The following is an 18836-nucleotide window of genomic DNA, read 5'->3' as shown; positions in this document are numbered from 1 at the left end:
ACCGGCCCCCGCTGTTCGATGCCAGCGATGGGCCCCGGGCCCTGCCCTCAGCGCGCGAAACGCTTGCGCGTGAGGGCCAGCGCGAGCCAGAACGTTCCGATGGCGTAGACCACCAGGACGAGCAGGTGCAGCGCCGCGTCCGTGGGCCATTGGTCCAGGAACAGCGGGCGCACCAGCTGCACCGCGTGCGTCAGCGGCAGCAGGTCGGAGAACATCAGCACCGGCCCGGGCAACTGCTCGCGCGGGAAGAACACGCCCGAGAGAAACATCATGGGCGTGATCACCAGCGTGAAGTAGTAGCTGAAGAAGTCGTAGCCCTTGGCCAGCGCGTTGAACACCAGCGCGATGCAGGAGAAGGTGATGCCCACGAGGCCCAGCACCGGCCAGGCCACCAGCAACTTGGGCGAGTGCGTGATGCCCAGGCCCAGCATCACCAGCAGGATCACCGTCACCGTGAACAGCGACTTGAAGCCGGCCCAGAGCATTTCGGCCAGCACCACGTCGTCCAGCCGCACGGGCGCGTTCATGATGCCGTCCCAGGTCTTTTGCACGTGCATGCGCGAGAAGGCCGAGTACAGCGCCTCGAAGGTGGCCGCGTTCATGGCGCTCATGCAGATGCTGCCGCTGGCGAGGAACAGGATGTAGGGCACCGCCACCGAGCCGCCGGGCGTGCCCATGTTCACCGTGCCCACCAGCGCGCCCAGTCCATAGCCGAAGGCCACCAGCCAGATCAGCGGTTCGGCGATGTTGGCCACCACGCTGGGCAGGGCCAGCTTGCGCCAGACCAGCAGGTTGCGCAGGAACACCGGCCACCAGCGCCAGGACAGGCGCGGCGGGGCCCAGGGATTCATGGGGGTGAGGGTGGTTGTGGTCATCAGCCGTCTTCCCTGATTTGTCGTCCGGTGAGCTTGAGGAACAGGTCCTCGAGATTGGCGGGCCGGTGCAGCGTGCGCAGCTGGTGGTGCTCGCCCAGGGCGGCCAGCAGCGGCTGCGCCTGCGCGGTGTAGAAGAACACGGTCTCGCCGCTCACCTCCACGCGCGCGGCCAGGGCGCGCAGCGGGGCGTGTTCCTCGCGCTGGGCGAGGTCCAGCGCGCCGGGGCCGTAGACCTCCACCACATCGGGCTCGAGGTGCTCGGCGATGAGCGCGCGCGGCCGGCCTTCGGCGATCTTGCGGCCGTGGTCCAGCACCAGCAGGCGCGAGCACAGGCGCTCGGCCTCGTCCATGAAGTGCGTGGTGAGCAGGATGCTCTTGCCTTGCTGCAGCAGTACCTGCAGGCGCTCCCACATCAGGTGGCGGGCCTGCGGGTCCAGGCCGGTGGTGGGCTCGTCGAGCATCAGCAGGCGCGGGTCGTTCACCAGCGCGCGCGCCAGGCTCAACCGGCGCTTCATGCCACCCGAGAGTTCGCCCGGGCGGGCCGTGGCCTTGTGCGTGAGCGCGGCGAACTCCAGCAGGCGCGGGATGCGCTCACGGATGAGCGCGTCCTTCAGGCCGAAGTAGCGGCCATAGACCAGCAGGTTCTCCGCGCAGTTGAAGTCCGGGTCCAGCGTGTCCATCTGGGCCACCACGCCGAGCTGCGCCTTGATGGCCATGGCGTCGCGCGGCATGTCCTTGCCAAAGGCGTGGATGCGCCCGCCATCGGGCGCGGTGAGGCCGAGACACATGCGGATGGTGGTGGTCTTGCCGGCGCCGTTGGGGCCGATCACGCCGAGGCATTCGCCAGGGTGGATGGCGAAGCTCACGCCGTTGACGACCGTGTTCTCGCCGTAGCGTTTGACCAGCTCGGTGGCTTCGAACAGGGGTGTGCTCATCCAAGGCATTGTGCCTGCCGCCTCAAACCCCCACGGGTTCCACTTTTACAATCCGCCACCCATGTCGCTGGCCGTCCAACTCCAATACCTTCTGCCCAAGGGGGCGCTTACCCGTCTGGCGGGCGCCTTCGCCGGCGCGCGCGCCGGCGCGCTCACCCAGTGGGCCATCCGCCGCTTCATCGCGCGCTACCAGGTGAACATGGCCGAGGCGGCGAACCCCGACCCCACCGCCTACGGCACCTTCAACGAGTTCTTCACGCGCGCCCTGAAACCCGGCGCGCGCCCGCTGGCCGACGCAGCCTTCGTCTGCCCGGTGGACGGGGCGATCAGCCAGTTGGGCCGCATCGAAGGCGACCGCATCTTCCAGGCCAAGGGCCACCACTACGACACGCGCACGCTGCTGGGCGGCGACGCGGCGCTGGCCCAGGCCTTCCAGGGCGGCAGCTTCGCCACCATCTACCTGAGCCCGCGCGACTACCACCGCATCCACATGCCGGCGGCGGCCACGCTGCGGCGCATGCTGCACGTGCCGGGCGAGCTGTTCTCGGTGAACCCGGCCACGGCCGCGGGCGTGCCGGGCCTGTTTGCGCGCAACGAGCGCGTGGTCTGCCTGTTCGACATGCCTGTGGGCGAGCGCACCGTGCCCTTCGCACTGGTGCTGGTGGGCGCCACCATCGTGGGCAGCATGGCCACCACCTGGCACGGCGTGGTCAACCCGCCGCGTCCGGGCACCGTGCGCGAATGGCGCTACGACGACGCGCCCCTCTCGTTCGACCAAGGCGCCGAGATGGGCCGCTTCCTGCTCGGCTCCACGGTGGTGCTGCTGTGGCCGCCGGACACCATCGCCCTGCGCCCCGACTGGACCGCCGCGCGCCCCGTGCGCCTGGGCGAGGCCATGGGCAGCGCGCTCTGAATCTTTCTTTCCTCGGGACATCACCATGACCACGCTCGGCACGCCGCTGTCGCCCTCGGCCACCAAAGTCATGCTGCTGGGCAGCGGCGAACTCGGCAAGGAGGTGCTGATCGCCCTGCAGCGCCTGGGCGTGGAGACCATCGCGGTCGACCGCTACGAGAACGCGCCCGGTCATCAGGTGGCGCACCGCGCGCACACCATCGCCATGAGCGACCCGGCCCAGCTCAAGGCGCTGATCGAGCGCGAGCGCCCGCACCTGGTGGTGCCCGAGATCGAGGCCATCGCCACGCCCATGCTGCAGGAACTCGAGGCCGCGGGCGTGGTGCGCGTGATCCCCACCGCGCGCGCCGCCCGGCTCACCATGGACCGCGAGGGCATCCGCCGCCTGGCGGCCGAGACGCTGCGCCTGCCGACCAGCCCCTACCAGTTCTGCGATTCGCTGCAGGAGCTGCAGGCGGCCATCGACAGCGGCATCGGCTACCCCTGCATCGTCAAGCCCGTGATGAGCAGCAGCGGCAAGGGACAGAGCAAGATCGACGGCCCCGCCGACGTGCAGAAGGCCTGGGACTTCGCCATGGCCGGCGGCCGGGTGAGTCACGGGCGGGTCATCGTCGAGGGGTTCATCCGCTTCGACTACGAGATCACCCTGCTCACGGTGCGCGCGCTGGGCGCCGGCGGCCAGGCCGAGACGCACTTCTGCGAACCCATCGGGCATGTGCAGGTGGGCGGCGACTACGTCGAGAGCTGGCAGCCGCACCCCATGAGCGCCGAGGCCCTGCGCAAGAGCCGCGAGATCGCCAAGGCCATCACCGACAACCTGGGTGGCCAGGGCCTGTTCGGCGTGGAGCTGTTCGTGGCCGGCGACCAGGTGTGGTTCAGCGAGGTCAGCCCGCGCCCGCACGACACCGGCATGGTGACCATGGTCACGCAGTGGCAGAACGAGTTCGAGCTGCACGCGCGCGCCATCCTGGGGTTGCCGGTGGACACCGCGCTCAAGAGCCCGGGCGCCAGCGCCGTGATCTATGGCGGCGTGGAGGCCCAGGGCATCGCCTTCGACGGCGTGGACGAGGCCCTGCGCGTGCCCGGCACCGAGCTGCGCCTGTTCGGCAAGCCCGAGAGCTTTCAGAAGCGGCGCATGGGCGTCGCGCTGGCGCGCGAGGCCGACGTGCAGCGCGCGCGCGAGAACGCCAAGCTCGCGGCCTCGAAGGTGAAGCCGCGCCGGGCCGCCTGACTCAGCCCCTGGCCTGTTGCGCCGCGAGCGCGACCGCTTCCCTGATGCGCTGGTAGGTGCCGCAGCGGCACAGGTTGCCGCTCATGGCCGCGTCGATGGCCGTGTCGTCGGGCCGGGGATTGCTTTTGAGCAGCGCGCAGGCGCTCATGAGCTGGCCCCCCTGGCAGTAGCCGCACTGCACCACGTCCACGGCGGTCCAGGCCGCGCGCAGGGCGGCGATCTCGGGACCTTCGATGCCTTCGATGGTGGTGATGGCCTGCCCCGCGACCGCGGAGACCGGCGTGACGCAGGCGCGGATGGGCTGGCCGTTGGCGTGCACCGTGCAGGCGCCGCACAGGGCCACGCCGCAGCCGAACTTGGTGCCGGTGAGTTTCAGGTCGGCGCGCAGCACCCACAGCAGGGGCGTGTCGGGGTCGGCGTCGACGCTGAGGTCGCGGCCGTTCACATTGAGCGCGGTGGTCATGGGCGGCTCCTCAGGCGAGTTTCAGGGGCAGGCTGCGCAGGCGCTGCCCGGTGAGCGCAAACAGCGCGTTGGCCACGGCGGGCGCGATCGGCGGCACACCGGGCTCGCCCACACCCTCGGGGGAGCCGTCACCCGGCAGGATCAGGCAGTCCACGCGCGGCGCTTCGTTGAGCCGCAGGATGGGCTGGTCGTGAAAGTTGCTCTGCTGCACCTGGCCGTCGACGATCTCCACGCCGCCATGCAGCGCGGCCGACAGGCCGAACACCACGCCGCCCTCCAACTGCTGGCGGATGCCCGCCGGGTTGACGGCAAAGCCGCAGTCGATGGCGCACCAGACGCGGTGCACGCGGATGGCCTTGTCGGGGCCGAGCGAGACCTCGGCCACCTGCGCGACCGTGGAGCCGAAGGAATCGTGCAGGGCGATGCCGCGCGCGGTCCGCGCGCCGTCGGGCGCGGGCGGCGAGGGGGTGCCCCAGCCCGCGGCCTGGGCGGCGGCCCGCAGCACGGCCAGCTGTTTCGGGTGCCGGCGCAGCAGCGATTCGCGAAAGGCCAGCGGGTCCTGGCCCGCCGCGTGCGCGCACTCGTCGACGAAGCCTTCCTTGAAGAAGGCCTGGTGCGAATGCCCCACGGAACGCCAGAAGCCCACCTGCAGCGGCGCGTCCACCTTGACGTGCGCGATGCGGGCGGCTGGCCACTCGTAGGCCTGGTCGAAAGCGCCCTCGCTGGTGGTCTTGTCGGGCCCGCCGCCGGGCAGGCCGAAGGCGCGCGTGAGCACCTGCGGCACGATGGCCTGGCCCGCGCTGGTGTTTTTCCAGGCGACGAGCCGCTTGTCGGCGTCGAAGCCAGCCTCGAAGCGCGCCGCGCAGGCCGGGCGGTACAGGTCGTGGCGGATGTCCTGCTCGCGGCTCCAGAGCGTCTGCACCGGATGTCCCGGCACCGCCTTGGCGATGGCGGCGGCCTGGGCGATGAAGTCCACCTCCAGCCGGCGGCCAAAGCCGCCGCCCAGCATGAGCACATGCACCGCCACGGCCTCGTCGGGCAGGCCCAGGGCCCCGGCCGCGGCCTTGCGCGCCAGCCCGGGCACCTGGGTCGACACCCACACCGTGGCCTTGTTGCCCTCGAACAGCACGGTGCAGTTGATGGGCTCCAGGGCCTCATGGGCCAGGTAGGGTGCGCGGTACTCGGCCTCGATGCGCGCCGCGGCGCCTGCGAGCGCGGCGTCCACCTCGCCGGTCTCGTAGAAGGCAAAGCCCTTTTCGGTGCGCGCGGCGGCGGCGAAACCCTCGATGGCCTGCGCGCTGGAGAAACTGGCGAGCGCGCCGTGGTCCCAGTTCACGTCCAGCTTGTCGGCCGCCTGGCGGGCGCGCCAGGGGTGGTCGGCGATCACCGCCACGCCGCCGGTGCCGCCGCGCAGGGGCTCCACGGCCAGCACGGCCTTGACGCCGCGCACCGCGCGCGCCGCGGCGTCGTCGTGGCTGTGCGCGCGGCCACCCAGGGTGGGGCACAGGCGCACGCTGGCGTACAGCAGGCCTTCGGGCAGGGCGTCGATGCCGAAGCGCGCGCTGCCATCGATCTTGCCGGGCGTGTCCAGGCGGCGCGTGGCTTGGCCGATGCGCTTGAAGCGCTCGGGCGCCTTGAGCGGCGGGTCGCGCGGCAGCGCTTGCTGCGCCGCCGCGGCGGCCAGGGCGCCGTAGCCCTGGCGGCGGCCGTCGGGCGCGATCACCTCGCCGTTCTCGGTGCCGCAGTCGGCCGCGGCGACGCCCCATTGCGCGGCGGCGGCGGCCACCAGCATCTGGCGCGCGGACGCGCCGGCCTGGCGCATGGGCAGCCACAGGTCCTTCACGCTGGACGAGCCGCCGGTCATCATCACGCCGATCTCGCGCATGGCCTTGGCGGTGAGCCAGCGCACGGCGTCGACGGCGAGGTTGTCGGTGTCGGGGTGCACCGGCAGGCCGTCGACCACGCTGGCGATGTTGTTGTAGATGGCGTCGATGGGCGACGGCTGCCAGCGCACGCGCGACCAGTCGGCGTCCAGCTCCTCGGCCAGCAGCATGCACAAGGAGGTGACCACGCCCTGGCCCATCTCGCTCTTGGCCAGCGTCACGGTGACCGTGCCGTCGCGCGCGATCCGGACCCAGCCGTTGAAGGCCACCTCGCCTTCGCCCGTGGGCAGCGGCTGCGCCGTGGTGAGGCGCTGGCGCGGTGGCATCAGGCCCCAGCCCACCACCAGGGCGCCGGCGATGCCCAGGGTGCCGAGGACGAACTTGCGTCGGGTGGTCGCCATGCGGCTTCTCCTTACTGGAAGGCCACCTCCGCGAAGCTCCTGAGCTTGCGGCTGTGCAGTTGGTCCACGCCGCCCGCGCGCAGCAGCTCCACCGCGCGGATGCCGATGCGCAGGTGCTGGTCCACGCGCTCGCGGTAGAAGTGATTGGCCATGCCGGGCAGCTTGATCTCGCCGTGCAGCGGCTTGTCGCTCACGCACAGCAGGGTGCCGTAGGGCACGCGGAAGCGGAAGCCGTTGGCCGCGATGGTGGCCGACTCCATGTCCAGCGCCACCGCGCGCGACTGCGAGAAACGCCGTTGAGGCGTGTTGTCGGGCAGCAGCTCCCAGTTGCGGTTGTCGGTGCTGGCCACGGTGCCGGTGCGCATGATGCGCTTGAGCTCGGCCGGCGGCACGCCGGTCACGTCGGCCACCGCGGCCTCCAGCGCGAGCTGGATCTCGGCGAGTGCGGGAATGGGCACCCACAGCGGCAACTCCTCGTCGAGCACGTGGTCTTCGCGCACGTAGGCGTGTGCCAGCACGTAGTCGCCCAGCTGCTGCGTGGTGCGCAGGCCGGCGCAGTGGCCCAGCATCAGCCAGGCGTGCGGGCGCAGCACGGCGATGTGGTCGGTGATGTTCTTGGCGTTGGCCGGGCCGACGCCGATGTTGACCATGGTGATGCCGCTGCGGTCCTCGCGCACCAGGTGGTAGCCGGGCATCTGCGGCAGGCGCGGCGGCGCGTGGCCCAGCTCGTCGCCGGGCCGGGCGTCCAGGCCCTTGCGCCGCGTGACCACGTTGCCCGGCTCGATGAAAGCGATGTAGGGGCTGTCGGGCTTGTCCATCTCGGCGTGGCCGAGCTTGATGAACTCGTCGATGTAGAACTGGTAGTTGGTGAACAGCACGAAGTTCTGGAACCAGTCGGGCGAGGTGCCGGTGTAGTGGCGCATGCGCTGCAGCGAGTAGTCCACGCGCGGGGCGGTGAACAGGGCCAGCGGGTGCGGATCGCCCGGGCCGGGCTCGTGGGTGCCGTTGGCGATGCCGTCGTCCATGGCCGTGAGATCGGGCAGGTCGAAGACGTCTCGCATGAAGGCGCGGCGCGTGGCGCCCATCTGGCCTTCCACGTGGTCGTGCTCGGCGAACGAGAAATGGATAGGGATGGGCTGGGTGCTGGTGCCGATCTCGATCTCGCCGCCGTGGTTGGCCAGCAGCAGGCGGAACTGCTCGCGGTAGTAGTCGCCGTACAGGTCGGGGCGGGTGAGGGTGGTTTCGTAGCGGCCCGGGCCGGCCACGAAGCCGTAGCTCAGGCGCTGGCGGCCGAGTTCGTCGGCCCCTTCGCCCAGGCGCAGGTTGCTGTGGCTCACCAGCCGCACGTAGGGGTAGCAGGCGCGCACGCGCACGTCGTGGAAATCGGCGCCACCGACGTAGTCGTGCAGGGCCTGGCGCAGGAACTCGACGCTGTGCTGGTAGATGCGGCGCACCTGATCCAGCGCGGCGTCCGGGTCGTCGAAGCGCTGGGGGGCGGTAAATTCGGGCGTTTTTTGCATGCGGCTATTGTGAAGTGAACGGCCTGAACTCCCCCGATTTGTCCCACGCGGCCGCCACCCTGGCCGTGGCGCTGGGCTGCGGCCTGCTGGTGGGCATCGAGCGCGAGCGGCGCAAGGGCGCGGGGCCGACGCGCGCCCTGGCCGGCCTGCGCAGTTTTGCGCTCACCTGCGTCACGGGCGCCGCGGCGGCGCTCACCGGGCTGAGCGGCATTGTGGTGGCGGGCGCGGCCTTCGTCGCGGGCCTGGGCCTGGTGGCCTACCTGAAGGACCGCTCCGAGGACCCTGGCGTGACGACCGAGGTGGCCTTGCTGCTGACCTACCTGGTCGGCGTGTTGAGCGCGCACAGCGCCGCGCTGGCGGCGGGCCTGGCCGTGGGCTTGACGGTGGTGCTGGCGGTGCGCGATCGGGCCCACCGCTTCGTCAATCACTGGCTGCGCGCCGCCGAGCTGCGCGACGGCCTGCTGCTGGTGGCGCTGGTGTTGCTGGGCCTGCCCCTGCTGCCCGATCGGCCGCTGTGGGGCGAGGCGCTCAATCCGCGCACCATCGGCACCTTGCTGGCCCTGCTGCTGACCCTGCAGTCGGCGGCCCACCTGGCGCGCCGGCTGCTGGCCACGCGGCACGCGGTGGCGCTGTCGGCGCTGGCCTCGGGCTTCGTGTCGAGCACCGCCACCATCGCCAGCATGGGCCTGGCGGCGCGCGAGGGCAGCGCCCCCGCGCGCGCCATGGCCGGCGGGGGCCTGCTGTCCTGCGTGTCGACGCAACTGCAGCTGCTGCTGGTGGCGGCCGCCGTGCGCCCGGCCTGGCTGCCGGTGCTGTGGCTGCCCGTACTGGTGGCCGCCACGCTGGCGCTGGCCTGGGGTTGGTGGCTCGTGCGTGGCGAGGTCAAGGACGTGGTGGTGACGGGCGCCACCCCGCGCACCGAGGCCTTGCCGAGCGCGCGCGACGACCGCATGTTCAGTCTGGGCGGTGCGCTGGCCGTGGCGGCGCTGCTGGCGGCCGTGCAGGCCCTGGTGCACGGCCTGCAGGCCTGGCTGGGCCAGGCGGGCCTGATGGCCGGCGCCGTGGTGGGCGCCCTGGCCGATCTGCACGCCTCGGTGGCGGCGGTGTTCAGCGACGCGGCGCCCGCTGAAGGGTCTCGGCACGCGCTGATGCTGGCGCTGCTGGTGCACGCGGGCAGCAAGTCGGTCACCGCGTTCGCGTCGGGCGGCTGGGCCTACCTGCGCTGGTTGGCGCCGGGGCTGTGGCTGCACACGCTGCTGGGCGTGGCCCTGCTGGCCTGGTGGGGCTGAGGGGGCGAGCGGCCCGCCGTGCGCTCAGCGGCGCACCGGCTCGCGCATGGTGACGAACTCCTCGGCCGCCGTCGGGTGGATGCCGATGGTGCTGTCGAACACCGCCTTGGTGGCGCCGGCCTTGAGCGCGACGGCGAAGCCCTGCACGATCTCGCCGGCCTCGGCGCCCACCATGTGCAGGCCCACCACGCGGTCGCTCCGGGTGTCCACCACCAGCTTCATCAGCGTGCGTTCGGTGCGGCCCGACAGGGTGTGCTTCAAGGCCTTGAACTCGCTGCGAAAGACGGTGACCTCCCCGAAGCGTTCACGCGCCTGGGCTTCGGTGAGGCCCACGGTGCCGATGCTGGGGTGCGTGAAGACGGCGGTGGGCACGAAGTCGTAGCTCATCTCGCGCGCGGCCTTGCCGGGCGCGGGGCCGCAGAGATCGTCCACCACCACCATGGCCTCGCCCAAGGCCACCGGCGTGAGTTGCACGCGGTTGGTCACGTCGCCGACGGCGCGGATGTGCGGCACGTTGGTCTGGTAGCGCTCATTGACCAGCACCTCGCCCTGGGCCCCCTGGGCCACGCCCACGGTGTCCAGCCCGAGTCCCTGGGTATTGGGCACCCGGCCGGTGGCATAGAGCGCGGCGTCCACGGTGAGGGTATTGCCGTCCTCGCAGGTCACGACGAGGCCGTCGGCGGTCTTGCGGATGTCGACCACGCCGGCATTGAGGTGCAGGTCCACGCCGGCCTTGGCCATCTCGGCCGCCGCGAAGTGGCGGATCTCGTCGTCGAAGCCGCGCAGCACCTGCTCGCCGCGGTAGAGCTGCGTCACCCGCGCGCCCAGGCCGTTGAAGATGGAGGCGAACTCGCAGGCGATGTAGCCGCCGCCGACGATGAGCAGGCGCTTCGGGAAGGGCTCGAGGTCGAACACCTCGTTGCTGGTGATCACGTGCTCGCGCCCGCTGAAGTGCGGCACATGGGGCGTGCCGCCCGTGGCGATCAGGATGTGGGCGGCACTGAAGCGCTGGTGGCCCGGCGAGCCGTCGGCGTGCAGCGTGGCGAGTTCGATGTCGTGGTCCCCGACCAGGCGCGCGAAGCCGTCGAGCCGCGTGACGCCGGCGCCGCTGAGCAGGTTGGCGTAGACGCTGTTCAGGCGCGCGATCTCCTGGGCCCGGTTGGCCTTGAGCGTGGCCCAGTCGAGGTGTGTTTCCCCCACGTGCCAGCCATAGCCGGCCGCTTCGGCGAAGGCCTCGTGGTAGTGCGCCGCGTAGCTGTACAGCTTCTTGGGGATGCAGCCCACGTTGACGCAGGTGCCACCCAGGCCATCGGTGCCCAGCACCTCGGCCAGGGCCACGCGCTGGCCACGCTGCGCGGCCATGCGCGCGGCGCGCACGCCGCCGCTGCCACCGCCGATGACGAAGAGATCGAAGTCGTAAGCGCTCATGGGGGGCGATGGTAGGCGAGCGGCGCGGCGTGATGTCGGGTCTTGTCTCAGTTCCCCGGACGGTTGGGGGGCCTTGACTGTCCACCTTCGGCCCAACTCCTGAGGGTATGCATGGGCGGGGCTGCCTAAGCTGGTGCCGTGCCTTGGACATCCGGTGCCATGGCCATCTCAGGGGGAAAACCATGCGCATCCGATATCCGTGGGCGTCGATGCCCTTGCTGCTGTGCACCGCCACGCTGGCCGCGGGCCCCAAACCCTAGCAACTGTGCGGAGACGTCCGCTTGAAGCAGCAGGCCATCGAGACCAACTACCGCTATCCACCGCGACCCGAACAACGGACCCCGAGGTGAAAAAGGCCACCACGCCTTGGCCACCGAATCCCGCGGTGGACCTGATCCCTCGGTTTCCCTACTGGTCTCGCGGGGACCGGTACCGAACCTGGCCTTACGCCGACGACAAACCGTACGCCCAGTACCTGGACACCTTTGAAGGCGTCGGTTTCGGCGTCGACTTTCAGTACCCCTGCTACACCATGGCCTATCTGGTGGGGTTCTTCAATGGGGTGTGGAATACGCGAAGGGAGGCTTGGGCCTCACTGGAGGTGCTGAAGCAACAGAACTTCATCGGTCCCGATTGGCACAGCGCGCCGGTGCGCTACGAGCTGTTCTACAACCAGACGTGCAAGCGCAGCGACGACGATGCATGCCTGCAAGACGTGGCCGAGGTGTTCCGCCAGCGCAGCACGGAGTTGAATGGCCTGCTGTCCCGGCGCTGGGAGCACTTCTGGGAGCAGGTCAGCGGCCAGAACGATCAGCCGGGTTCCTTCACTCAGCGCCTGGTGGCCCGGGTGGTGCGCAGCGACAAGGCACTGGGCAATTGGTTCGATGCACTGGCCAATGCGACGCTGGCCAAGATCACGGCGTTGAGCACGGCCTTGGCTGCGGACCCGCTCACCGCACAGGACATGGCCGAACACACCGCGCAACTGATCCGGGCCGGCCAGCGGGCCGAACGCGCTGTGCTCGTGGCCCATTCGCAGGGCAACCTGTTCGTCAATGCCGCTTACGAGGCTTATCTGGCCCATTCGCGCCAGGCTGGCGCGGCGGTGGGCGAGGACACCGGCTATGTCGCGGCCCAGGTGGTGCACATCGCGCCGGCCTCTCCCACCTTGCGCGGTCCGTATGTGCTGGCTGACAGCGACCTCGTCATCCATGGCCTGCGCCGGGTGGATGGCACCTACCTGCCGGTGTCCAACGTGAGCCTCCCAATGAACAGCCAGGACCGATCGGGCCACACGCTGATGGCCCTGGCCGACGCCAGCATGGCCTCCACCGCGTGCATGTCCGAGACCTTTGAGGCTGACTTTCCTCCCGCAAAAAAAAGCAAGGCGGATAAGGATGGATATGCCATCACGCTCAAGATCGAAGCCATCACGGCCAACACCCCCGAGCGCGCCGAGCGTTACCTGGCCTACATGCGCGCCCTGAGCGGCACCACCACGACCTACCCCACCGGCAAGGTCTGCGAGGACGAGTGACCCGGGGTGCCGGGTGCAGAAGCCCGTGCCCGGTGAAGCGCCCCGCGTGCGGCGCTTCAGTACGTGTAGACGCCGCGCCCCGTCTTGCGCCCCAGGTAGCCGGCGGCCACCATCTCTTTGAGCAACGGGCAGGGACGGTACTTGCTGTCGTTGTATTCCTCGACGTACACGTTCATGACGGCCAGGCACACGTCCAGGCCGATCATGTCGGCCAGCGCGAGCGGGCCGATGGGCTGGTTGGTGCCCAGCTTCATGCCGGCGTCGATGTCCTCGGCCGTGGCCAGGCCCTCGGCCAGCACGAAGAAGGCCTCGTTGATCATGGGCACCAGGATGCGGTTGACCACGAAGCCCGGCGCATTCTTCACCGTGATCGGCGTCTTGCCCAGGGCCTCGGCCAGGGCCTTCACCGTGGCGTGCGTGGCGTCGCTGGTCTGCAGGCCGCGGATGATTTCCACCAGCGCCATCATGGGCACGGGGTTGAAGAAGTGCATGCCGATGAAGCGGTCGGGGCGCTTCGTGGCGGCGGCCAGCTTGGTGATGCTGATCGAGCTGGTGTTGGTGGCGACGATCACCTCGGGCGCGAGCAGGGCGTCGAGCTGCTGCAGGATCTTGACCTTCAGCGGTTCGTTCTCGGTGGCGGCCTCGATCACCAGTTGCGCGCCCTTGAGGTCCTCGTAGTTCGTGCTGGTCTTGATCAGCGACAGCGCCTGGGCCTTGGCCTCGGCCGTCATCTTCTCTTTCTTGATCAACCGGTCCAGGCTGCCGGCGACGGTGGCCAGGCCCTTGTCCAGAGCGGCCTGCGCGATGTCGACCATGACCACGCGCAGGCCGTTGGTGGCGCAGGCCTGGGCGATGCCATTGCCCATGGTGCCCGAGCCGATGATGCCGACCGTCTGGATGCTGTTGCTGCTCATGCGAAGAACCTCGTCGAGAAAGGGAGTGGGATCAGGGGAAACCCGCGTGATGCGCGGGTGTCGGGGCGTCGCGGCTAGGCAGGTCTGCCTACACCGGCAAGGGGGCGCCTGCTACCTTGGCCGCCCATTGTCGCGTACCCATCCGGGTGCCGCCGGCAATGCAGGAGACAGCATGTACGACGTGATCATCGTGGGCGGCGGATCGGCCGGCTGCGTGCTGGCCGGCCGGCTCAGCGAGGACCCGGCCCTGCGCGTGGCCCTCATCGAGGCCGGGCCGCCCGACCGCAGCGTGCTCATCCACTGCCCCGCCGGGCTGGCGGTGCTGGCCAAGAACGGGCAGGCGAACTGGTGCTACGAGACCGTGCCCCAGCCCGGCCTGAACGGGCGGCGCGGCTACCAGCCGCGCGGCAAGGTGCTGGGCGGCTCCAGCTCGGTCAACGCCATGATCTATGCGCGTGGCCACCCCAGCGACTACGACGCCTGGGCCGCCGCGGGCAACCCGGGCTGGGCCTGGTCCGACGTGCTGCCGATCTTCAAGCGCGCCGAGCACAACGAGCGTGGCGCCGACGCCTTTCACGGCACCGGCGGGCCGCTGAACGTGCGCGACCTCACCAGCCCCAACCCCTTCGTGCCGCACTTCATCGAGGCGGGGCGCGAGGCGGGCTACCCGATCAACGCCGACTTCAATGGCGCCGATCAGGAGGGCATCGGCCACTACCAGGTCACGCACCAGCATGGCGAGCGCTTCAGCGCGGCCAAGGCCTACCTCACGCCGCACCTGGGCCGGCCCAATCTCACGGTCATCACCGATGCGCTGGTCTGCCGTGTGGTGCTGGACGAAGAGGCCGGCCAGGCACCGCGCGCCGTGGCCGTGGAGTACCGCGCCAAGGGCGGGCGCGGCCCCTTGCAGCTGGCGCGCTGCCGCGACGGTGGCGAGGTGGTGCTCAGCGCCGGTGCCTTTGGCTCGCCGCAACTGCTCATGCTCTCGGGCATCGGGCCGGGCGATCAGCTGCGCGAGCACGGCATCCGGGTGTTGCACCACCTGCCCGACGTGGGCGCCCACCTGCACGACCACGTGGACGTGGTGCAGGTGGTCAGCGCGCCGCGCGCGACCGAGCTGTTCGGCCTGTCCTTGCGGGGTGCGCTGGCGGCGCTGCGCGGCATCGGCGAGTGGCGGCGCGCGCGCACCGGCCTGCTCACCACCAACTTCGCCGAGGCGGGCGGCTTCATCCGCAGCTCGCCCGACGAGGCCGTTCCCGACCTGCAGCTGCACTTCGTCATCGGCAAGCTGGTGGACCATGGGCGCAAGACGGTGTTCGGCCACGGCTACTCCTGCCATGTCTGTCTGTTGCGCCCCAAGAGCCGGGGCACGCTGCGACTGGCCAGCCGCGACCCGCAGGTGATGCCGCTGATCGACCCGGCCTTTCTGAGCGACCCGGACGACACCGCGCGCCTGGTGCTCGGCTTCCAGCGCATGCGGCAGCTGCTGAGCCAGCCCGCGCTGGCGCGCTTCGGCGGCGTGGAGTCGCGGGCCTCGGCCGACGCACAGAGCGCGGCGCAGATCGAACAGTTCGTGCGCGGCCACGCCGACACCATCTACCACCCCGTGGGCACCTGCCGCATGGGACCGGGCGAGGGCGCCGTGGTGGACCCTGAGCTGCGCGTGCACGGCGTGAGCGGCCTGCGCGTGGTCGATGCCTCGGTGATGCCGCGCATCGTGGGCGGCAACACCAATGCCCCCGTGATCATGATCGCCGAGAAGGCGGTGGATATGATCCGCGCCGCACGCCGCGCCGCGGCCGAAACCACAACGGAGACAGCACATGATCCTGGAACACGCGGACATCCGCATCGATCCCTCGAAGGCCTCGGCGTTTGAGGAAGCCATCCTGCGCGGCGCGAGCACCGTCATCTCGACGGCCAAGGGCTTCCAGGGCTTCAAGGTCAACCGCAGCATCGAGAGCCCGGGCCGCTACCTGTTGATGATCTACTGGGACACGCTGGAGGACCACACCGTGGGCTTCCGCGGCTCGCCGGCCTTCGCCGAGTGGCGCGCCATCGTGGGGCCGTTCTTCGCGCAGCCGCCGGTGGTGGAGCACCTGGAGCTGGTGGGCAAGAGTTGATCCCCTGCGCCGCGCTGCGCGCGTCAGCCCCCAGGGGGCGATGTCTGCGGCCCGGGGGAGCCGGTTCCGCGGCGTCCTCGATCAAGTCGCGCGCGTCGGTGCTTGCTTTCTCATGAGGGTCGACTTGCCGAACAGGCTCTCCACCAGGTCGACCGCCAGTTCGGCCGTGCGGTTGCGCACGTCCAGCGCCGGGTTCAGCTCCATCACGTCGAGCGAGGCCAGCCGGCCGGTGTCCGCGATCATTTCCATGCACAGCTGCGCCTCGCGGTAGGTGGGTCCGCCGCGCACCGTGGTGCCCACGCCGGGCGCGATCTCTGGGTCCAGGAAATCGACGTCGAAGCTCACGTGCAGGTGGGTGTCGCCGTCGACGCCCGCGAGTGCCAGCTCCATGGTGTGGCGCATGCCCATCTCGTCGATGGTGCGCATGTCGAACACCTCCAGCCCGTGCTCGTGCACCAGGCGCTTTTCGCCCGCGTCCACGCTGCGGATGCCGATCTGGCGGATGTCCTGCGGGCGGATCGCGGGCGTGTGGCCGCCGATGCCCGTGAGTTCGGGCGGGCCCAGGCCGCACAGCAGGGCCACCGGCATGCCGTGCAGATTGCCACTGGGCGTGAGGGCGGCGGTGTTGAAGTCGGCGTGCGCGTCCAGCCACAGCACACGCAACTTTTTGTGTCTTTCGCGGCAGTGCCGGGCCACCGCGCTGATGGAGCCCAGGCCCAGGCAGTGGTCGCCGCCCAGCACGATGGGCAGGTGGCCGGCGCGCAGCTCGTCCAGCACGGCGCCGTGCAGGCCGTGGTTCCAGGCCGCCACCTCCTCGATGTGCCGGTAGCCGCCTTGCGGCGGGCGCCAGGGGTTGGCCGGGCCGGTCAGGTTGCCGCGGTCGTGCACCGTGAGGCCTTGGGCCTGCAGCACGGCCGCGAGGCCGGCCACGCGCAGGGCCTCCGGGCCCATGGACGCGCCGCGCGCGCCGGCGCCGATATCGGTGGGCGCGCCGATGAGGGTGATGGGGGCTTGCATGGCTCGGCATTCTCCGCGCGACTGTTACGAATCGCTACCCTGGGCGGGGCGCGTGAGGCCAGCCGACACCGGATACTCCCCCGTTCTCCTGTTCTGCGCCGGGCCGCCGCCCGGCCCCGCGCCCGTATGCTGCTTCGTCTCTTGTGCATTCCCGCGCTGCTTGCCGGCCTGGCCGCCTGCGGCGGTGGCGGTGGCTCCGATGGCCCCGGCCAGTCCCCGTCCTCTCCCTTGCCGCCCTCCAGCGTGACGCCCTTGCCACCGGGCGCGGGCCCTGGCCTGGGCAATGCCTGCGCCAGCCCGGCCGGCCGCGTGCTCGAGGTGGGCCCCGGCAAAACCTATGCCTCGCCCGCCGCCGCCGCGGCCGCCGCCCAGTCGGGCGACACCATCCGCATCAGCGCGGGCGACTACCGGGGCTCGGCCGCCGTCGCGCAATGGACGGCCGGCAACCTGACCATCTGCGGCGCGGGCGGCCCCGCGCGCATGTACGCCGACGGCCAGAACGCGCGCGGCAAGGGCATTTGGGTCATCGGTGGCGCCAACGTCACGGTGGATGGCATTTCCTTCCACAACGCCACCGTGCCCGACCAGAACGGCGCCGGCATCCGCGCCGAGCACACCAGCGGGACCCTGCGCATCCTCAACAGCGGCTTCTACGACAACGAGAACGGCCTGCTGGCGAACCCGGGCAACGGCAGCATCGACATCAGCTACACCGAGTTCGCGGGCAACGGGCGCGGCGATGGCTATACGCACAACCTCTATGTCAACCAGATCGACCGCCTGGTGGTGCGCGCCAGCTTCTTCCGCCAGGCCCGCATCGGGCACAACCTGAAGAGCCGCGCGCGCGACAACCTGATCGAGAACAGCTACTTCATGGACGGCCCCAGCGGCACCGCCAGCTACCAGACCGACTTCCCGAACGGTGGTCAGGTCGTCCTGCGTGGCAACCTCATGCAGAAGGGCCCGAACGCCGACAACGCCTACCTCGTCGCCTATGGCTTCGAGGGCTACACCAATCCCTCGCGCTCGCTGCAGCTGGTGCACAACACCCTGGTGAGCACGCGATCGGGCGGCGGCTACCTGTACGTGGCCAGCGGCGCCAGCGCCGTGGGCCTCACCGCCAACCTGTTCGCGGGCACGGGCAGCCCCACGCTGATCGCCGGCGGCTTCTCCAGCGGCAGCGTGGGCCAGAGCCAGAACGTTTTCGACATGGCGGCCAACATCCCTGGCGCCAGCAACGTGGGCGCGCCGAACTTCTGGCCCAACGCCACGCTGCAGGCCCGCATCGGCCTGTCGGGCGTGCCGGACGCAGCCTATGTGAACGACACGCCCAGCCCCTTCGTGCTGCGCGCCATCGCCGGGGGAAGCCGGGTGGCCGGGGCCCTGCAGTCGGCGCCTTGATCAGCCCTTGCGCACCACACGCAGCGCCGAAGGCCGCACCACCACCTGAACGGAGCGGGCGAAGCCCAGCCATTCGCCGTCGGCGGCCAGCGGCAGGTCGCCCCGTGCCAGGATCAGCAGGGCCTCGAAGGCCTGGGTGTGGATGCGGGGGTGGCCCAGGTGGCGGCCGCGCAGCAGGCGCGGCAGCATGCGCAGCGCGCCGCCGCGCGTGAACGGCCCCGCCAGCAACAGGTTGAGCAGGCCGTCGTGCGTGCGCGCGCCCGGCGTGGCGGGCATGCCGCCACCAAAGCTGGGCGTATTCAGGCTGGCCGCGAACAGGGCGGGACCGCTGTGCAGGTGCTCGCCGTCCACGGTGATGTCCAGCGCCCAGGTGCGCAGGGCCGCGAGTTCGCGCAGCGTGGCCCAGAGGTAGCGCGGCAGGCCGCGCAGGCGGGCCGGGCCATCGATGGCGCGGCGCGCCACGGCGGCGTCGAAGCCCGCGCTCAGGCTGGAGATGAAGGGCGTCTCGTGCGGGCGGCCCTGGCCGTCGTGCCAGAGGGCCAGGCCGAGGTCCATGAAACTGGGCGGCGCGTTGAGCGCATGCGACAGCCAGGTCAGCGGCGCCTCCCCCCCCAGGCCGAGCGCGCGCGCCACGTCGTTGCCGCTGCCCAGGGGCACCAGGCCCAGCTCGTGGTCGCGCGCGATCAGCGCGGGCAGCCAGCGGTGCAAGGTGCCGTCGCCGCCCACGGCCACCACGCGGCTGCCAGGGGGCAGGGCGTGCAGCACGGCGAGCGCCGCGTCGGCGCTGTCGGGCACGTGCAGGGTCACGTCGGCGGGCAGGGCGCGGCGCAGCTCGGGTAGCAGGGCCGGGGCCCTGCCGGCGCGAGCGGCGGGATTGACGAGGACGGCACGCACGGAGGCGGCGCC

General features: G+C 70.9%; 16 protein-coding genes. 7 read left to right on the top strand and 9 right to left on the bottom strand.

The annotated features are described in order from the left end of the window. Positions 1-47: 47 nt before the first annotated feature. Positions 48-875, bottom strand: coding sequence for an ABC transporter permease (locus DY262_RS19845; RefSeq protein WP_181936576.1), 828 nt, complete (start codon positions 873-875; stop codon positions 48-50). Further along, on the bottom strand, positions 875-1810 hold the full coding sequence (locus DY262_RS19840) for an ATP-binding cassette domain-containing protein (RefSeq protein ID WP_116960795.1): 936 nt from the start codon (positions 1808-1810) through the stop codon (positions 875-877). Before DY262_RS19840 ends, DY262_RS19845 begins: the two co-directional genes overlap by 1 nt. Before the next feature lie 61 nt (positions 1811-1871). On the opposite strand from DY262_RS19840, the gene asd reads away from it, so the two are divergent. Beyond that, positions 1872-2723 (top strand): archaetidylserine decarboxylase, encoded by an 852-nt coding sequence (gene asd / locus DY262_RS19835; protein WP_116960794.1) that lies wholly within the window; start codon positions 1872-1874, stop codon positions 2721-2723. Between the two features lie 25 nt (positions 2724-2748). Continuing rightward, complete coding sequence (purT, locus tag DY262_RS19830) at positions 2749-3954, top strand: formate-dependent phosphoribosylglycinamide formyltransferase (RefSeq protein WP_116960793.1); 1206 nt, start codon at positions 2749-2751, stop codon at positions 3952-3954. A 1-nt stretch (position 3955) separates the two neighbouring features. Here the strand turns inward: purT and DY262_RS19825 are convergent, their stop codons facing one another. Genes DY262_RS19825 through DY262_RS19815 form a run of 3 tightly spaced genes read right to left on the bottom strand, consistent with a single transcriptional unit; the run spans position 3956 to position 8221 of the window. Beyond that, positions 3956-4417, bottom strand: a complete 462-nt coding sequence (locus tag DY262_RS19825; RefSeq protein WP_116960792.1) for a (2Fe-2S)-binding protein — start codon at positions 4415-4417, stop codon at positions 3956-3958. 10 nt (positions 4418-4427) lie between these two features. After that, entirely contained in the window at positions 4428-6701 is a 2274-nt protein-coding gene (locus tag DY262_RS19820; RefSeq protein ID WP_116960791.1) for a xanthine dehydrogenase family protein molybdopterin-binding subunit, read from the bottom strand. An 11-nt stretch (positions 6702-6712) separates the two neighbouring features. Beyond that, a complete protein-coding gene (locus tag DY262_RS19815; protein ID WP_116960790.1) occupies positions 6713-8221 on the bottom strand; it encodes an AMP nucleosidase in 1509 nt (502 codons plus the stop codon). A gap of 38 nt (positions 8222-8259) precedes the next feature. Between DY262_RS19815 and DY262_RS19810 the strand changes: the two genes are divergently transcribed. Then, entirely contained in the window at positions 8260-9510 is a 1251-nt protein-coding gene (locus tag DY262_RS19810; protein WP_245981117.1) for an MgtC/SapB family protein, read from the top strand. Between the two features lie 24 nt (positions 9511-9534). On the opposite strand, the gene gorA is transcribed toward DY262_RS19810, so the two are convergent. Next, positions 9535-10938 (bottom strand): glutathione-disulfide reductase, encoded by a 1404-nt coding sequence (gorA, locus tag DY262_RS19805; RefSeq protein ID WP_116960788.1) that lies wholly within the window; start codon positions 10936-10938, stop codon positions 9535-9537. Between the two features lie 346 nt (positions 10939-11284). Here gorA and DY262_RS19800 point away from each other — a divergent pair, with 346 nt between their 5' ends. Further along, positions 11285-12475 carry a hypothetical protein gene (locus DY262_RS19800; RefSeq protein ID WP_147326280.1) on the top strand — a complete coding sequence of 397 codons (1191 nt, stop codon included), beginning with the start codon at positions 11285-11287 and terminating at the stop codon, positions 12473-12475. Between the two features lie 56 nt (positions 12476-12531). Here DY262_RS19800 and DY262_RS19795 read toward each other — a convergent pair whose 3' ends face one another. Continuing rightward, positions 12532-13389, bottom strand: a complete 858-nt coding sequence (locus DY262_RS19795) for a 3-hydroxybutyryl-CoA dehydrogenase (protein WP_116960786.1) — start codon at positions 13387-13389, stop codon at positions 12532-12534. A 172-nt stretch (positions 13390-13561) separates the two neighbouring features. Here DY262_RS19795 and DY262_RS19790 point away from each other — a divergent pair, with 172 nt between their 5' ends. Together DY262_RS19790 and DY262_RS19785 are read left to right on the top strand one after the other, a co-directional pair. Continuing rightward, positions 13562-15268 (top strand): GMC family oxidoreductase, encoded by a 1707-nt coding sequence (locus DY262_RS19790; protein WP_245981116.1) that lies wholly within the window; start codon positions 13562-13564, stop codon positions 15266-15268. After that, positions 15213-15512 (top strand): antibiotic biosynthesis monooxygenase family protein, encoded by a 300-nt coding sequence (locus DY262_RS19785; RefSeq protein WP_070397117.1) that lies wholly within the window; start codon positions 15213-15215, stop codon positions 15510-15512. The genes DY262_RS19790 and DY262_RS19785 overlap by 56 nt, the downstream gene beginning before the upstream one ends. Before the next feature lie 81 nt (positions 15513-15593). Here the strand turns inward: DY262_RS19785 and rocF are convergent, their stop codons facing one another. After that, the gene (rocF, locus tag DY262_RS19780) at positions 15594-16529 is read right to left on the bottom strand and encodes an arginase (RefSeq protein ID WP_116960785.1); all 936 of its coding nucleotides are present in this window, start codon (positions 16527-16529) and stop codon (positions 15594-15596) included. Between the two features lie 126 nt (positions 16530-16655). Here rocF and DY262_RS19775 point away from each other — a divergent pair, with 126 nt between their 5' ends. Then, positions 16656-17930, top strand: coding sequence for a right-handed parallel beta-helix repeat-containing protein (locus tag DY262_RS19775; RefSeq protein ID WP_147326279.1), 1275 nt, complete (start codon positions 16656-16658; stop codon positions 17928-17930). Here the strand turns inward: DY262_RS19775 and DY262_RS19770 are convergent, their stop codons facing one another. Then, positions 17931-18824 (bottom strand): diacylglycerol/lipid kinase family protein, encoded by an 894-nt coding sequence (locus DY262_RS19770; protein WP_116960783.1) that lies wholly within the window; start codon positions 18822-18824, stop codon positions 17931-17933. Positions 18825-18836: the final 12 nt, after the last annotated feature.

It is taken from the genome of Hydrogenophaga borbori (assembly GCF_003417535.1).
Classification (GTDB): Bacteria; Pseudomonadota; Gammaproteobacteria; order Burkholderiales; family Burkholderiaceae_C; genus Hydrogenophaga; species Hydrogenophaga borbori.
The sequence above is the reverse complement of the archived record's forward strand: the minus strand, read 5'-3'. Positions and strand labels throughout refer to the sequence as shown.

What these genes read in the sequence shown, in the direction of transcription:
- DY262_RS19785 (WP_070397117.1), top strand. Translation starts at nt 15,213, where the DNA reads ATGATCCTGGAACACGCGGACATCCGCATCGATCCCTCGAAGGCCTCG.
- gorA (WP_116960788.1), bottom strand. Translation starts at nt 10,938, where the DNA reads ATGAGCGCTTACGACTTCGATCTCTTCGTCATCGGCGGTGGCAGCGGC.
- DY262_RS19820 (WP_116960791.1), bottom strand. Translation starts at nt 6,701, where the DNA reads ATGGCGACCACCCGACGCAAGTTCGTCCTCGGCACCCTGGGCATCGCC.
- DY262_RS19845 (WP_181936576.1), bottom strand. Translation starts at nt 875, where the DNA reads ATGACCACAACCACCCTCACCCCCATGAATCCCTGGGCCCCGCCGCGC.
- DY262_RS19795 (WP_116960786.1), bottom strand. Translation starts at nt 13,389, where the DNA reads ATGAGCAGCAACAGCATCCAGACGGTCGGCATCATCGGCTCGGGCACC.
- DY262_RS19790 (WP_245981116.1), top strand. Translation starts at nt 13,562, where the DNA reads ATGTACGACGTGATCATCGTGGGCGGCGGATCGGCCGGCTGCGTGCTG.
- rocF (WP_116960785.1), bottom strand. Translation starts at nt 16,529, where the DNA reads ATGCAAGCCCCCATCACCCTCATCGGCGCGCCCACCGATATCGGCGCC.
- DY262_RS19815 (WP_116960790.1), bottom strand. Translation starts at nt 8,221, where the DNA reads ATGCAAAAAACGCCCGAATTTACCGCCCCCCAGCGCTTCGACGACCCG.
- DY262_RS19840 (WP_116960795.1), bottom strand. Translation starts at nt 1,810, where the DNA reads ATGAGCACACCCCTGTTCGAAGCCACCGAGCTGGTCAAACGCTACGGC.
- purT (WP_116960793.1), top strand. Translation starts at nt 2,749, where the DNA reads ATGACCACGCTCGGCACGCCGCTGTCGCCCTCGGCCACCAAAGTCATG.
- DY262_RS19775 (WP_147326279.1), top strand. Translation starts at nt 16,656, where the DNA reads ATGCTGCTTCGTCTCTTGTGCATTCCCGCGCTGCTTGCCGGCCTGGCC.
- DY262_RS19825 (WP_116960792.1), bottom strand. Translation starts at nt 4,417, where the DNA reads ATGACCACCGCGCTCAATGTGAACGGCCGCGACCTCAGCGTCGACGCC.
- asd (WP_116960794.1), top strand. Translation starts at nt 1,872, where the DNA reads ATGTCGCTGGCCGTCCAACTCCAATACCTTCTGCCCAAGGGGGCGCTT.